The sequence below is a fragment of the Denitromonas halophila genome (genome assembly GCF_007625155.1).
GTDB lineage: Bacteria > Pseudomonadota > Gammaproteobacteria > Burkholderiales > Rhodocyclaceae > Nitrogeniibacter > Nitrogeniibacter halophilus.
In genome coordinates this window covers 541,328-555,919 of the sequence record NZ_VMNK01000003.1, presented here as the reverse complement: position 1 = coordinate 555,919, position 14,592 = coordinate 541,328, and the positions used below count along the sequence as shown (strand labels likewise).

At 62.8% G+C, this 14,592-nt stretch carries 15 protein-coding genes; 9 read left to right on the top strand and 6 right to left on the bottom strand.

From position 1 onward, the window contains the following. Window positions 1-51 precede the first annotated feature (51 nt). The 3 genes from FHP91_RS04755 to FHP91_RS04745 are packed head-to-tail and all read right to left on the bottom strand — an operon-like array spanning window position 52 to window position 1,796. The gene (locus FHP91_RS04755) at window positions 52-384 is read right to left on the bottom strand and encodes a VanZ family protein (RefSeq protein ID WP_144308481.1); all 333 of its coding nucleotides are present in this window, start codon (window positions 382-384) and stop codon (window positions 52-54) included. A gap of 7 nt (window positions 385-391) precedes the next feature. Further along, the gene (locus FHP91_RS04750; RefSeq protein WP_144308480.1) at window positions 392-1,300 is read right to left on the bottom strand and encodes a recombination-associated protein RdgC; all 909 of its coding nucleotides are present in this window, start codon (window positions 1,298-1,300) and stop codon (window positions 392-394) included. Between the two features lie 22 nt (window positions 1,301-1,322). Next, window positions 1,323-1,796: an SRPBCC family protein gene (locus tag FHP91_RS04745; RefSeq protein ID WP_144308479.1), complete on the bottom strand. Its 474-nt coding sequence runs from the start codon at window positions 1,794-1,796 to the stop codon at window positions 1,323-1,325. A gap of 69 nt (window positions 1,797-1,865) precedes the next feature. Between FHP91_RS04745 and FHP91_RS04740 the strand changes: the two genes are divergently transcribed. From FHP91_RS04740 to FHP91_RS04700, 9 genes are all read left to right on the top strand, one after another. Further along, entirely contained in the window at window positions 1,866-2,585 is a 720-nt protein-coding gene (locus FHP91_RS04740; protein WP_144308478.1) for a pseudouridine synthase, read from the top strand. Window positions 2,586-3,090: 505 nt separating this feature from the next. Further along, a complete protein-coding gene (gene earP, locus FHP91_RS04735; RefSeq protein ID WP_144308477.1) occupies window positions 3,091-4,221 on the top strand; it encodes an elongation factor P maturation arginine rhamnosyltransferase EarP in 1,131 nt (376 codons plus the stop codon). Between the two features lie 56 nt (window positions 4,222-4,277). Then, a complete protein-coding gene (efp, locus tag FHP91_RS04730) occupies window positions 4,278-4,835 on the top strand; it encodes an elongation factor P (RefSeq protein ID WP_144176122.1) in 558 nt (185 codons plus the stop codon). Between the two features lie 167 nt (window positions 4,836-5,002). Continuing rightward, a complete protein-coding gene (locus tag FHP91_RS04725) occupies window positions 5,003-5,482 on the top strand; it encodes a hypothetical protein (protein WP_144308476.1) in 480 nt (159 codons plus the stop codon). Window positions 5,483-5,497: 15 nt separating this feature from the next. Further along, window positions 5,498-6,811 carry an AmpG family muropeptide MFS transporter gene (locus FHP91_RS04720; protein WP_391527558.1) on the top strand — a complete coding sequence of 438 codons (1,314 nt, stop codon included), beginning with the start codon at window positions 5,498-5,500 and terminating at the stop codon, window positions 6,809-6,811. Beyond that, a complete protein-coding gene (locus FHP91_RS04715) occupies window positions 6,808-7,530 on the top strand; it encodes a uracil-DNA glycosylase family protein (RefSeq protein ID WP_144308475.1) in 723 nt (240 codons plus the stop codon). The genes FHP91_RS04720 and FHP91_RS04715 overlap by 4 nt, the downstream gene beginning before the upstream one ends. 1 nt (window position 7,531) lies before the next feature. After that, window positions 7,532-8,431, top strand: a complete 900-nt coding sequence (locus tag FHP91_RS04710; protein ID WP_222105108.1) for an ROK family protein — start codon at window positions 7,532-7,534, stop codon at window positions 8,429-8,431. After that, the gene (locus FHP91_RS04705; RefSeq protein WP_246116215.1) at window positions 8,428-9,123 is read left to right on the top strand and encodes an MOSC domain-containing protein; all 696 of its coding nucleotides are present in this window, start codon (window positions 8,428-8,430) and stop codon (window positions 9,121-9,123) included. Before FHP91_RS04710 ends, FHP91_RS04705 begins: the two co-directional genes overlap by 4 nt. Continuing rightward, window positions 9,116-9,373 carry a PGDYG domain-containing protein gene (locus FHP91_RS04700; protein WP_222105107.1) on the top strand — a complete coding sequence of 86 codons (258 nt, stop codon included), beginning with the start codon at window positions 9,116-9,118 and terminating at the stop codon, window positions 9,371-9,373. Before FHP91_RS04705 ends, FHP91_RS04700 begins: the two co-directional genes overlap by 8 nt. A 6-nt stretch (window positions 9,374-9,379) precedes the next feature. Here FHP91_RS04700 and FHP91_RS04695 read toward each other — a convergent pair whose 3' ends face one another. The 3 genes from FHP91_RS04695 to FHP91_RS04685 form a co-directional block, all read right to left on the bottom strand. Continuing rightward, complete coding sequence (locus tag FHP91_RS04695; protein ID WP_144308474.1) at window positions 9,380-11,551, bottom strand: primosomal protein N'; 2,172 nt, start codon at window positions 11,549-11,551, stop codon at window positions 9,380-9,382. Window positions 11,552-11,957: 406 nt separating this feature from the next. After that, window positions 11,958-13,028, bottom strand: coding sequence for a uroporphyrinogen decarboxylase (hemE, locus tag FHP91_RS04690; RefSeq protein WP_144308473.1), 1,071 nt, complete (start codon window positions 13,026-13,028; stop codon window positions 11,958-11,960). A gap of 91 nt (window positions 13,029-13,119) precedes the next feature. Further along, the gene (locus FHP91_RS04685; protein WP_144308472.1) at window positions 13,120-14,583 is read right to left on the bottom strand and encodes a TrkH family potassium uptake protein; all 1,464 of its coding nucleotides are present in this window, start codon (window positions 14,581-14,583) and stop codon (window positions 13,120-13,122) included. Window positions 14,584-14,592: the final 9 nt, after the last annotated feature.

The following is a 14,592-nucleotide window of genomic DNA, read 5'->3' as shown; positions in this document are numbered from 1 at the left end:
AGTCCAGACAAGCACCACAGCATAACCCCCGACTCGCGCCGGAACAATTCGTCAGACGGGCCGGCGCCAGCGACACACCAGGCTTGCCAGGCCGATGCCCAGCGCATCGGCCAGCCAGTCCCAGCCATCGCCCATGCGGTGCGTCGTCATCGACTGCGCGATCTCGATCAGCGCGCCATAGGCCAGCAGACCGGCAGAGACGGCCCATAAACGGCCGCACCATGCCAGGTGACCCAGCACCCCAAGCGCGAGGAAGGCGAAGGCGTGCTCGAGCTTGTCCTGCCAGGTGAACACCATGAGTCCAGGCGGCACCGGCAGCAACGACAATACCAGCACGGCGACCAGCGCCGCCCAGAAGAACAGACGCAGGACGGCCGGTGTCATGTCGCGATCAGACCGCCGGTGTGGCCAGCTCGCCGCCGAGAATGCCGATCACGGCCGGGATCAACTGGCGCAGCTCGCCGGTCATCAGCGCGAAATACGCATCGAACAGTTCGGCCGCATCTTCGCTGCCAGCGCTGGCTTCTTCCTGCACCACATCGAGAAACTGCAGGCGCTTGATCTCGCCCTTTTCCGTCAGCAGGAAAGAAACCCGATCATTCCAGGTCAATGCCAGCTTGGTCGGCAACTTGCCTTCCTGCAAGTGGGTCTTGATCTCGTCGCCATCGAGGCTGTGACGCACATAGCGCACCGCCGCCTTGTCTTCGGTCACCGACTTGAGTTCGCAGTCCATGTCAATGGTGAAGTTGCCCGGCACATCGCCGCCGGCGAGCCAGTCGCTCATGGCAGCCACCGGACTCAATTCGGTGCGCACCAGGGTCAGCGGGAACGCTTCAAGGCTCTGACGCAGCGCTTCGAGGATGTCCTCGGCGCGGGTCACGCTGGCCACATCCACCGCCAGCCAGCCGTCCTGCGGGTCGATCCAGGCATACACCTTGTTGCGACGGGTAAAGGCGCGGGGCATGAACTCCTGAGTCACCTCGTCGCGCAGATCTTTCATCTGCTTGCGACCGGGTTTGAAACCTTGCTCCAGCTCGATGCGCGCCGCGCGTTCTTCGGCTTCCTGCTTGACCACGGAGGACGGCAGCAGGCGATGTTCGATGCCCAGCGCGATCAACCATTGGCCACCCACGGCGTGCACCAGCGGACCATTGGCCACCGGCGGCAGCCAACCGCGGGATTCCGGATCTTGCGAACCGCAGGGCGTGAACGCGCGGCGGGCAAGCTGATCTTCGAGTTGGTCGATACGCATATCCCAGCGCACCGGCAGACGATACAACTGCAGGTTACGAAACCACATGAGTCAGGATTCTCTTCAGAAACTAGTCGGTTCGGGTGGACTCGACGATCATGCGCACGACCTTGACCGTATCCAGATCGGACTGGTGATAGGCAGAGCGCACATAGTCGGCGTATTTCGCGTCATCGCCAGCCGTCTCCGACAAGCCAGTGCGGTAGGCAAAACGCAAGAACAGCGCCGCGCTGTCCGGTTCGGGTTGTTCAAGGCTGATGGTCAGCCGGCCACTGGGATGCTCAGCCGTCGCGGCCGATTCGAAACAGATCCAGTCCATCGCCTGCCAGCGCACGGCATCGAAAATCTGCACCTTGCCGAAATTCAGACGACGCGTCAGCGCGGTTTCGCTGCGTGTGAGCACCTCGCAGGACTCGAGCCCGGGCAGAAAGGGGCGTGGATCCTCGGCCCGGCACAACAGGCCAAACCACACTTCTTCGCGGGTCAGATCCGGAACAGCAGGGTCGTCGAGGAGATTGACCTCGACCAGATGTTCGAACTCCAAAACACCAGCTCCAATCGGTTGAGGCGGGAGTGTAGCGTAAAGCGCCGGGCCTTTCGGTAAACTGTGGCCATGCAAATCGCTCGCCTTCTTCAAACCCAGGGTTTCGGCAGCCGCAAGGACTGCCGACTGCTGGTCAGTGCCGGCCTGGTCACCGCCAACGGTGTAGTCATCGATAATCCCACCGCCGAGGTCGATCCGGCCGGGCTGGTCTTTACCGTGGAGGGCGAAGAATGGGCCTACCACGAAAAAGCCTACCTGATGCTCTACAAGCCCGAAGGCTTCGAGTGCAGCCGGGTGCCCAAACACCACCCCTCGGTGTTCAATCTGCTGCCGCCGCAATTGGGCGAACGCGGTGTGCAGACCATCGGCCGGCTCGATCAGGACACCACCGGCCTGATCCTGCTCTCGGACGACGGACAGTTCATCCATGTGTGGAGCTCGGGCAAAAAGCAGACGCCAAAGCGCTACCGCGTCACGCTGAAGCATGGTCACACGCCGGAACTGCTGACCGCGCTGCGCGATGGGGTGGAACTGGTCGATGAACCCGGTGAGCTGGTCGCCGCCGTTTCTGTCGAAGCCATTGATACCCACACCATCTGGATGACCATCACCCAGGGCAAATATCATCAAGTCAAACGCATGGTCGCGGCGGCAGGAAACCGGGTTGAGGTCCTGCATCGTGATCGTATCGGCGGATTGGATCTGCCCGCCGTACTCGAACCCGGTGACTGGGCCTGGCTGACCGAAGCCCACATGACGGCCTTGGCCGATTTTCCCAACTTCAACTGATCGACCCGCCTCTTGGGGGCAATCGTCCTGATTGCCCCATGCCTGATCCCGTTCCCGTTGTTTTCCTGCTAGGCAGAAACCTTTCCAGATCCGCTGTCATTCATGGCCTGTGAATGATTGCGGCCAGCGTTTGGTTTTTCCGAGCAGTTGTCCTTGAATCGAGGCGCCATCCTAACGGAAAAACCGGTGGGATTGTGCGCTTTGCAAATCAAAAAAAAGCGGCGGTTTTCTGGCCGCGGCTTTTGTCTACAGGGGTGTTAACTGTTTTATTTATATAAATAACAATAATGTATACGCTCGGCACTTTTCTGTGGAAAGGTGATTTTTTATCAGTTAATTCATCGACTTACGGCAATGATAAAGCTGGTGATAAGCCAGCCCCTGTTGTGTGAGTGGATTGTTCATGGTTTTTGAGCCGGGCCGAAAACCGCGGCTTGTCCACAATTCATCCCATGGATGTAAGGCCAGTTGTGTACATTCGACCGATCGTTGGGAGTGTTGAGCAATGCAGTGGGATATTTTCTGCCGGGTTGTGGATAACTTTGGGGATATCGGTGTTTCATGGCGCCTGGCGCGTGCTTTGGCGCAGCGTTCTCCGCATGCGGTGCGGTTGTTTGTGGACGATTGGGATACCTTACGTCGACTGCTGCCGTGTGCGCCGGCGGTGCCGGCACCGTTCGTCGATTCGAAGGTTTCGGTGCAGCCATGGGCAGTCGCCGAGGCGCCGACAACGCTGGCGGACGGCGTGATCGAAGCTTTCGCTTGCGCGCTGCCGCCGATCTATCTGGCCGCCATGCGTGATACACAGACCCCGCCGGTGTGGATCAATCTGGAGTATCTGAGTGCGGAAGACTGGATTGAGGATTGCCATGGACTGCCCTCACCGGATCCGGCCACCGGTCTGGCCAAGACCTTTTTCTTTCCAGGCTTTACCGCGCGAAGTGGTGGCCTGATTCGTGAGCCTGATGTGTTTTCACGACGTGATGCAGCACAAGCCGAAACAGGCCGCCACCAATGGTTGGCGGCGTATGGCGGTGCGGACGTGTCGGCGTCGGCGCAGTGGATTTCCTTGTTTGCCTACGACAATCCCCGCTTGGTACCGCGTCTGACGGACTGGCAGATCAGTGAGACGCCGGTCGTGCTGTGGGTGCCGGAAGGTACGGTCTGGCGAGGGCTTATGCCGTGGCTGGGTGAATCGCATGCGGCCCAGACATGTTGGCAGCGCGGGGCGCTCACCGTGTGTGCCTTGCCTTTCTTGTCGATGGAGGACTACGACCGATTGTTGGCGATGTGCGATGTCAATTTCGTGCGTGGTGAAGACTCCTTTGTTCGTGCACAGTGGGCGGCTCGGCCTTTTGTCTGGCAGGCTTATCCACAGGCCGATGCAGCGCATGTGGATAAAATGGAGGCGTTTCTCGGTCGCTATCTGACAAAGGTCGACACCGCGAATGCTGCGGTGATAGAAGCCATGTGGCGAGACTGGAATGGCCTTGGTGCCCAAGAACAGGCGTGGCAGCGCTTCAGTGCGGCCTTGCCGACGCTTCGTCAGCATGCGCGGCAATGGTGCGATCAGATCGCGGCGACGGACGGTCTGGTCGAGAGGCTGGTGAAAATGGTTCAACCCGACGTAAAATAGCCGGTTTTAAATGACGAGCAGCCTCGCTGCTGTCCGAAGACCCTCAGGTATACGCGATGAAAACTGCTCAGGAACTGCGCTCCGGTAACGTGATCATGGTGGGCGGTAACGCGCTCGTCGTGCAAAAAACCGAATACAACAAGTCAGGCCGCAACTCTGCGGTCGTGAAAATGAAGCTGAAGAACCTGCTGACTGCAGCGCCTTCGGAGTCGGTTTACAAAGCCGACGACAAGTTCGAAGTCGTCCAGCTCGAGCGCAAGGAAGTGACCTACTCCTACTTTGCCGACCCGATGTATGTGTTCATGGACGCCGATTACGAGCAGTACGAAGTCGAAGCCGACAACATGACCGACGCGCTCAAGTACCTCGAAGACGGCCTGGCCTGCGAAGTGGTGTTTTACAACGGCAAGGCGATTTCGGTCGATCTGCCCAACTCGGTGGTGCGCGAAGTCACCTACACCGAACCCGCCGTCAAGGGCGACACCTCAGGCAAGGTGCTCAAGCCGGCCAAGATTGCGACGGGCTTCGAGCTGATGGTGCCGGCCTTTGTCGAGATCGGTGACAAGATCGAAATCGACACCCGTACCGACGAATACAAAAACCGCGTCAAGTAAGTGTAGTCAGGTGTTGGACGACGAGGCCCGCAAGGGCCTCGTGTCATTTCAGGGTTGGATTGATTCAATCGGTATCGGCGATGTCGGCCAGCGGGTCGTAAAGCGTGAGCTGTGGGACAATCCAGGCATTGATCGATCAATTCAAGTCGACGCGCTGGAGACGAGTGATGGGCCGGGTGCCCCCGTTGTATTTGCTGTTGAGTGGAAGCTTGCTGGCCGGTTGCGAACCGGCGCCGACCACCGAACCTGCACAGGCGCCGGTCGAGGAGCGGGCTGATCCCGCCTTGCGTGACGCCGGGGTGGCAGCGCGCGAAGCCCTGGAGAAAGCGGGCGAAGCCCTTAAGAAACTGGGTGAAGCGGCAACGGGCAAGGCCGAAGAAACCCTCCCCGAGCCGCCAGAGATGACGCAGCCGGCCGCGCCGGTTGAAGAAAAAAGTCTGGTGCCTATTGATCTGGCGGGTGACGGGCCGATCGACGAAGTCCGTGATTCCGGCGCAGCCACCGCCGAAGCCGCAGCGCGTTTTCTGGACGCAACCCGTAAAGCCGCGGCCAAGGTCAAGGAAGCGGGCAAAGATGTGGTCGAGGCGATTCGTGATGACACGCCCGCAGATGCGCCGGCAGATGCCTCCGATCATGCTGTCAAATAAGGCCCTCCCCCCGTCGTGACCCACCCCGCCAATGTCGCACCCGCTGGCGCCAAGCGACCGCACTGGCGAGATGTGCTGCTCAACCGGCGCATGCTGGTGTGCATCTTCACCGGGTTTGCCTCCGGCCTGCCGCTCTATCTGCTGCTCAATCTGATCCCCGCCTGGCTGAAGACGGAAGGGTTGTCGTTGAAGGCCATCGGTGCGTTTGCGCTGATTCAGTTTCCCTACACCTGGAAATTCCTCTGGGCCCCCCTGCTCGATCGCTTCGGCATTCTGCCGGTGCTCGGTCGGCGTCGCAGCTGGATGCTGGTCACACAACTCGGGCTGTTGGCATCGATTGCATGGTTGGGCCGGCTGTCACCGACAGAGCAGCTCACCCTCGTGGTGGCTCTCACCGCTGTGATTGCGCTGTGTTCGGCGACGCTCGATATTGCGTTGGATGCGTTTCGTCGGGAGATCCTGGCGGACGAAGAACTCGGTCTGGGCAATGCGATCCATGTGAATGCCTACCGTATCGCTGGCTTGGTGCCCGGTTCGCTGTCGCTGATCCTGGCCGATCATCTGCCCTGGTCGCAGGTGTTCCTGATCACCGCGGCCTTCATGCTGCCCGGCATGATCATGACCCTGATGGTGAATGAGCCCGCGGCGGCAAGCAATCGGCCGCGCACCCTGCGCGATGCGGTGGTCGAGCCTTTCCATGAATTTTTCAGTCGCCATGGCGTGCAATCGGCGTTGTGGGTGCTGGCTTTCATCTTCTTGTACAAGCTTGGCGATTCGCTGTGCACTGCACTGGCCACGCCCTTCTATCTCGATATGGGCTACAGCAAGACCGAGATCGGCGTGATCGCCAAGAACGCCGGATTGTGGCCGATGGTCATCGGCGGCATTCTCGGTGGCATCTGGATGGTCAGGCTCGGCATTAACCGGGCGCTGTGGCTGTTTGGTGTGGTGCAGATCGTCACCATTCTTGGTTTCGTGTGGCTGGCCTGGCTGGGTCCGGCGCCCTCGGATGCGGCCCGACTGGTGGTGCTGGCGACGGTGATTGCCGGCGAAGCCGTTGGTGCCGGGCTGGGCACCACTGCCTTCGTGGCCTACATGGCGCGTACCACCCACCCGGCCTATTCGGCCACTCAGCTGGCCTTGTTCACCAGCCTGATGGCGGTGCCGCGTACCTTCATCAATGCCTCCGCCGGCTGGCTGGTGGAGGGTATGGGCTGGTTCAATTTCTTTCTGTTGTGCTTTGTGTTGGCGATTCCCGGCATGGTGTTGCTGCTCAAGGTGGCACCATGGCGGGCGGGGCCGGAGCCGGCCTTGGGGGCAAGCGCATGAGCGCAACTCACCCGCTGATCACGGCGGCAAAAAATCTGTCGGCGCAGGTGGATGCCTTGCAGTTTTCACCGCCGGTATCTCATGTGTATAACCCGCTCAGCTATGCTTGGCCGGTGCATGAAGCCTATCTGCGCCGCTACGGCAGCGGGCGAAAAAAAGTGGTGTTGATGGGCATGAACCCCGGCCCCTTCGGCATGGTGCAAACCGGTGTGCCCTTCGGTGAAGTGGCCATGGTGCGCGACTGGATGGGCTTGTCCGGCGAAATCGGACAGCCCGCCATCGAGAACCCGAAGCGCCCGGTTGAAGGCTTTGCGTGCACGCGCTCCGAGGTCAGCGGTCGGCGCCTGTGGGGGCTGTTTCGAGACCGTTTCGGCACCGCGGACGCCTTCTTTGCCGATCATTTCGTGGCCAACTACTGTCCGCTGGCTTTCTTTGACGGTGGGCGCAATCTCACGCCCGATAAATTGGCCGCAGCTGAAATGGCGCCGGTGATGGCCGCCTGCGATACCCATTTGCGCACGCTGATCGAAGCGCTGTCGCCCGAGTGGGTGATCGGCGTCGGTGCGTGGGCAGAACAGCGTGCAGCCAAGGTGGCTGCTGGCTTGCCGGTGAAGATCGGTCGGGTGCTGCACCCCAGCCCGGCCAGCCCCGCCGCCAATCGTGGCTGGAGCGAAGCCGCGACACGCCAGATGCTGGCGCTCGGGGTGTGGGCCGACTGAGATGCTGCGGATCGGGGTGGATCTGGGCGGCACCAAGATCGAGGCCATCGCGCTCGATGGGGCCGGTCGGGTGCTGGCGCGCGAGCGCATCGCAACCCCGCAGAACGATTACATGGCGACGGTGATGGCGGTGGCCGGTCTGGTCGAGCGAATGGAACAGTCGCTGGGTGACCGGGCACGCGTGGGCGTTGGCACGCCGGGGGCGCTCTCGACGCTGACCGGCTGCATCAAGAATGCCAATTCCACCTGTCTCAATGGCCAGCCCCTGCTGCGCGATTTGCAGGCCGTGCTGCGCCGTGACATCCGCCTGGCCAATGATGCCAATTGTTTTGCCGTGTCCGAAGCAACGGATGGCGCGGCGCGCGGCGCCAGGACGGTGTTCGGCGTCATTCTGGGGACCGGGGTGGGTGGTGGTCTGGTCATTAATGGCCAAGTGCTCAATGGTGCGAATGCAATTGCCGGGGAATGGGGTCACAATCCGCTCGCCGATGAGGACGCCGGGTCGCCGTGCTATTGCGGTCGCAACGGCTGTGTCGAGACTTGGCTGTCGGGGCCGGGCATGGCGGCGGATCATCGTCGCCACGGCGGCGAGGCCATCGATGCGGCCACCATCTCGGCGCGCGCCGAGGCCGGCGATGCGCGCTGCGAGGCGTGCTTTCAGCGCTATGTCGATCGCCTGTCGCGCGCGCTGGCAAGCGTCATCAATATCGTGGATCCTGAGGTCATCGTACTCGGGGGTGGTCTGTCGTCGATGGCCCGTTTATACACTGAGGTGCCAGCGCGCTGGGGTCGGTACGTATTTTCGGATCAGGTGTCCACCCGACTGTTGCCACCCATGCATGGCGACAGCTCCGGCGTGCGCGGTGCAGCGTGGTTATGGCCGATGGAGGATGCTGAGTGAACGAGAGATTGGGTGGTCCGGTGACGGTGTTTGCCGGCGGGTTGCGGCCGCTGCCCCCGGAGGGGCAGATGACCGGCATGTTCAAGACGCGGCTGGACGCACCTGTGCTGTGCAGCCGCGAGGGTCTGGTCGGCGACAAGCAGGCCGACCGGCGCTATCACGGCGGGCCGGACAAGGCGGTGCACCTTTACCCGGCGGACCACTATGCGCGGCTGGTCGCAGCGTTTCCGGCGCTGGCAGGTCAGGTGGGGCCGGGCACGCTCGGCGAAAACCTGTCGGTCGCCGGCGTGGATGAAACGCAGGTGTGTCTGGGCGATGTGTTTGCGCTGGGCGACTGTCGATTGCAGATCACCCAGTCGCGCCGTCCGTGCTGGAAGATCGATCATCGCCTGGGCGTCAGCGGAGCTTCGCGTCGGGTGGCGGACGAGGGCATCACCGGCTGGTATTTTCGGGTGCTGGATGAAGGCGTGATTGCCCCCGGCGATGACATGATGCTGGTTGAACGGCCGAACCCGGACATCTCGCTGGCCCGGCTGTGGGCCGTCGAGACGGCGCATCGACCGGCGGTGGATGAAGTACGTGCGCTGTCACGTGCAGCGGGTTTGTCGGCCGGTTGGGCCAAGAAGCTGGCCCAGCGGGCCGACTGGCTGGAACGGCAGGCGGATGGGATGAACGGAGGCTCGAATGATTGAGATCAAACGCCTGCCCGATGGCAGCCATGAATGCGCCAGTGCCCTGCCGGACGCCGTGCGAGCGGTCAAGAAGCCGATCCCGCTTGAGGTGCGCCGCATGCCCGAGGCCTTTGTGGTTGAGACCATGGAGGGGCGCATGCAGGGCAAGGCGGGCGACTGGTTGATTACCGGTATCGACGGGGAAATGTATCCCTGTGATGCGGCGATTTTTGCCAAGACCTATGACGTGGTCGGCGGCGAGGCCACTTAAGCGGCTCTAGACGTCCAGCGGGTCCACATCCACCCGCCAGCGCAGCTCGCGACCGGCGGGCAGGCGATACAGGCGCGGCACCCATACCCCCAGAAACTGTTGCAACGCGGCGCGCTCGGTCGATTCGACGAGCAGCTGCGCACGTTCGCGTCGGGCCAGGCGATGCATGCGCATGGGTACCGGGTCGTAGAGCATGAGCGCGGCTGGCAGGTCGGTCATTGCGTCGTCACGGGCGCGTTGCAGGAAGGCGATGGCGTCTTCGAGCTGGGGGGCGTCGGCGCCGAGCATGGCCTGGAAGGTGAAGGGCGGAAAACCGGCTTGACGGCGCTCATCCAGCGCGAGGCGGGCAAAGGCGTCGGCGTCCTGGCGCTTGAGGCACTGAAACAGCGGGTGGTCGCCGAATTCGGTCTGGATCAGCACTTCGCCCGCCAGATGCGCGCGACCGGCGCGGCCACCGACCTGCATCAGTTGCTGGAACAGACGCTCGGGCGCGCGGAAGTCCGAGGCGTACAGCGCGGCGTCGGCGCCGACCACGCCGACCAGCGTCAGGCGTTCGAAATCATGCCCCTTGGCCATCATCTGCGTGCCCACCAGGATGTCCGCCTCACCGGCGTGGATCTTGGCCAGCAAGGCCAGCCAGTCGCCGCGTGAGCGGGCCACATCGCGGTCGACGCGCAACACCCGCGCTTCGGGGAAGCGTTCGGTCAGATGGACTTCGAGCTTCTGCGTACCGCGGCCGAGCGGCTGCAAGTCCTGCTCGCCGCAGTCGGGACAGGCGATGGGAATCGGGCTGTCGAAGCCGCAGTGGTGACAGCGCAGGCGGCGGTCATTGAGGTGCACCACGCGGTTGGCCGCACAGTGCGGGCAGGCGCTCACCCACTCGCAGGAGGGGCAGGCCAGCACCGGGGCAAAGCCGCGCCGGTTGAGAAAGATCAGGCTCTGTTCCTTGCGCGCCAGGCGCTGCCCGATGGCCTCGATCAGCGGCTTGGACAGGCCGCCGTCGAGCTTGGCGCGACGGGTGTCGATGAGGCGCACGGTGGGCATCTGGGCGGCCACCGCGCGCTTGGTGAGGCGCAGGTGACGGTAGCGGCCGTCGGTGGCATGACGCCAGCTTTCGAGCGAGGGCGTGGCCGTGCCGAGCACGATGGGCACGGCTTGATGATGGGCCCGCCAGACGGCGACATCGCGCGCCGAGTAGCGCACGCCTTCCTGTTGCTTGTAGGAGGGGTCGTGTTCTTCGTCGACGATGATCAGGCCGAGCCTTGGCAGGGGCGTAAAGACTGACAGCCGGGTGCCGAGCACGATGTCGGCGTCGCCTTCGAGGGCGCGCAAGAAGCCGCGCGAGCGGGCCATGTCGCCGGCGCCGGAATGCAGCGAGACGATGCGTGCGTGCGGAAAGCGTTCGGTGATGCGCGATTCGAACTGTGGCGTGAGCGCGATCTCCGGCACCATCATCAGTACCGTCTTGCCCAGCGCCAGACTGCGTTCGGCCAGGCGCAGATAGACCTCGGTCTTGCCCGCACCGGTCACGCCTTGCAGCAAGACCGGGAAAAAGCCCGGTTTGGCAGTGGTGATGGCGTCGAGGACAGCGCTTTGCTCGTCGGTAAGCGTCGGCAGCTTGGGCGGCGTCAGCGCCGGGTTTGCCGGCGCGGCGGGATACACCCACTGCCGACGTAGCAGGTCGGCGGTGGCGTCGCCATCGGGCCATTGGCGGGCGACCGATTTGCGGGTCGGGCCGGCCTCGACCAGGGCGGCGAGATGACGCCGCGCCCTGGAGGGGCGGCCGCCTTCGTTGAGGGCGGTGTGGCCGGCGGGGGTGAGGGCCAGCAGGGGGTCGTCGTCACGGATGTCGACCGTCGTGGCGCGGCGCAGCTCCGGCGGCAGTGCCAGCGCCATGACTTCGCCGACCGGGGCGTGGTAGTAGCGCGCCACAAAACGGGTCAGGGCCAGCCAGTCGGCGCTCATCGCCGGGGTGTCACGCAGGATCTGTTCGACGGGCCGCAGACGGGCTGGCGCGATGTCGCTGGTGGCCGGCAGTTCGACCACAATGCCGGTCTCGATCCGGCGACCAAAGCGCACCCGAACGCAGCGGCCGACATCGGTCGGGACGGCATGATCACACGTGTAATCAAAGAGTTGCGGAACCGGGACAGGGATCGCAACGCGAACGATGCTCATTAAAAGCGATGCCTGTTTTTGCCTAATCCATTTAAAACAATGGCTTGCGTGATGTTTTAGAGAATGAATCTGGGAAAGACGACTAAGCCCTTGCCAAGAAAACGCATTCGCGGCTTGCTCACAAAACCTGTGGATAACTTTGTGAGCAATACGGGGAAATGCCGGCTAAGCCCTTGATTCGCCGAGGCATGAAATCGGCCAGCCAGACAAATGAACCGCAAAATTCTTTGTAAATCAATAAATTAGCTTGTAATGCAAATGCCATCTACCAAGAGTCGCACTTCTAGGGTGTGCCGTTGATCTTGTGTATAAGTCAACCCCGAAAACACGATTATTCGGCTTGACGCCCCAGGGTTTTTCCTGAGATTGCGCGCCCTGGCCGGCCTGCCGGCCAGGGCGTGTGGTGTCAAGCCGATTGCCGCAGCTGCCGGCTGTATTGGTGGACGGTGTCGACCAGCACGCTGACGTTTTCGGGCGGCGTGAATTGCGAGATGCCGTGGCCGAGGTTGAACACATGGCCGGCGTGCGGGCCGAAGGAGTCGAGCACGCGGCGGGCTTCCATGGCGATGGTGTCGGGGGTGCCGAACAGGATGGACGGGTCGATGTTGCCTTGCAGGGCAACCTTGTCACCGACACGCTTGCGCGCGTCGCCGATGTCGATGGTCCAGTCGAGACCGACGCCGTCACACCCGATGGCCGCGATCGATTCCAGCCACAGGCCACCGCCCTTGGTGAACACGATGTTGGGCACACGGCGGCCGTCGGCTTCCTTGGTCAGGCCGGCGACGATGCGCTCCATGTATTGCAGCGAGAATTCGCGATAGGCGGCATGCGACAACACCCCGCCCCAGGAGTCGAAAATCATCACGGCTTGTGCGCCTGCGGCGATCTGGGCGTTGAGGTAGGCAATGACCGCCTCGGTGGTGATGTCGAGGATGTGGTGCAGCAGATCCGGGCGGGTGTAGGCCAGGGTCTTGATGTGCTGGTAGTCGCGCGAGGAGGCGCCTTCAACCATGTAGCAGGCCAGCGTCCAGGGGCTGCCGGAGAAGCCGATCAGCGGCACACGGCCATCAAGGGCGCGGCGGATTTCGGAGACCGCGTCGACCACATAGCGCAGTTCGCCATGCGGATCGGGGGCGTGCAGCGCTTTGATGGCGGCTTCGTCACGCAGCGGGCGCTCAAAGCGCGGGCCCTCGCCTTCGGCGAAGTACAGGCCGAGGCCCATCGCATCGGGAACGGTGAGGATGTCCGAGAACAGGATGGCGGCGTCGAGCGGGAAGCGATCCAGCGGCTGCAGCGTGACTTCGCAGGCCATGGACGGGCTCTTGCACAGCTGCAGGAAGCTACCGGCGCGCTTGCGGGTTTCGCAATATTCGGGCAGATAGCGGCCGGCCTGGCGCATCAGCCACAGCGGGGTGTAGTCGGTGGGTTGGCGCATCAGCGCGCGCAGGAAAGTGTCGTTGCGCAAGGGGCTCACGAAGGTGTCCTTGTTCGTCTTGAATCGGTCAATAGGCGATTATCCGGTTTTTGACGCCAGACGCACACCGATGGCGTCAAATTCGTGCCGATTACTTGCGCCAGAAGGTCGGCGTGAGGACCACCAGCAGGGTGAAGACTTCGAGTCGGCCGATGATCATGGCGATCGCGCAGACCCAGGTCTGGAAGTCGGTGAGTACGGCGTAGTTGCCGGCCGGGCCGAGGGCGTTCATGCCTGGCCCCGTGTTGTTGATGCAGGCAATGACCGCCGAGAAGGCGGTGACCATCTCCAGGCCGCTGCCGCCGAGCAGGAGGGTCAGGATGATGATGCTGACCATGTAGATGAAGCCGAAGGCCAGCACCGCGTGCAGGATGGTGTTGGGCACCACCGCCCGGCCGAGCTTGACCGGGCGCACGGCGGCCGGATGCAGGGCGAGCGTGATTTCGCGAAACACCTGCTTGTAGAGGATGATCGCGCGCACCATCTTGATGCCGCCGCCGGTCGAGCCGGAGCAGGTGACGAAGCTGCACAAAAAGAGCAGCCACAATTGGCTGAACATCGGCCAGGTACCGTAGTCGGTGCTGGCCAGGCCGAGCGAGGTGGAAATCGACACCACCTGGAAGGCAACATGGCGCAGCGTGGTGGGCAGCGTCATGGGCGCGGGTTGCGTCATCAGGAAGGCGGTGAGCATGCACACGCTGCCGATGAGCACGAAAGCGAAGAAGCCGACCTCGGTGTCCTCTCGGTAGGGCGTCAGACTCCGTTTGTGCAGGGCCCGGTAGTGGGTGGCAAAGTTCAGGCCGGCGGCGCAGGCGAAGACGATGATGACGCCTTCGATCAGCGTGCTGTCGTAGTGGGCAATCGAGTTGTCCCAGGACGAAAATCCGCCCAGGCCCATCACTGAAAAGGCATGGATCAGTGCCTCCCAGCCTGGCATGCCGGCCAGCCACAGGGCGATGCCGCAGGCCAGCGTGAGGGCGGCGTAGGTGACCCACAGGGCTTTGGCGGTCTCGGTGATGCGCGGGGTGAGGCTGGACTCCTTCATCGGGCCCGGCGCCTCGGCGCTGAACATCTGCCGGCCGCCGATACCCAGCAGCGGCAGAATCGCCACCACCAGCACGATGACGCCCATGCCGCCAATCCAGTGCAGGAAACAGCGCCACAGGTTGATCGAGAGCGGGAGCTGGTCGAGGCCGGACAGTACGGTGGCGCCAGTGGTGGTCAGTCCGGAGGCGGCTTCGAAGTAGCCGTCGGTCAGCGATAGCTCCGGGAGGTAAAGGACCAGCGGCAGCATGGCGAAGACCGGCAGAATCAGCCAGGTGGCGCTGACCAGCAGAAAGCCGTCGCGGGTGCGCAGGTCGCGTCGTGTGTGGCGAGCGCCGTACCACAACACCAGGCCGACGCCGAAGGTGATGAGGATCGACTCATCGTAGGCCGTGGTTGCGCCATCGTGCAGAAAGAACGAGACCGCCAGCGGAAAGCCCATCATCAGGCCAAAGATCATGGTGATCAGACCGAAAGCACCAATGACCGGGGCGTAGCTTCGGGCGTTCATGCGGGGCGC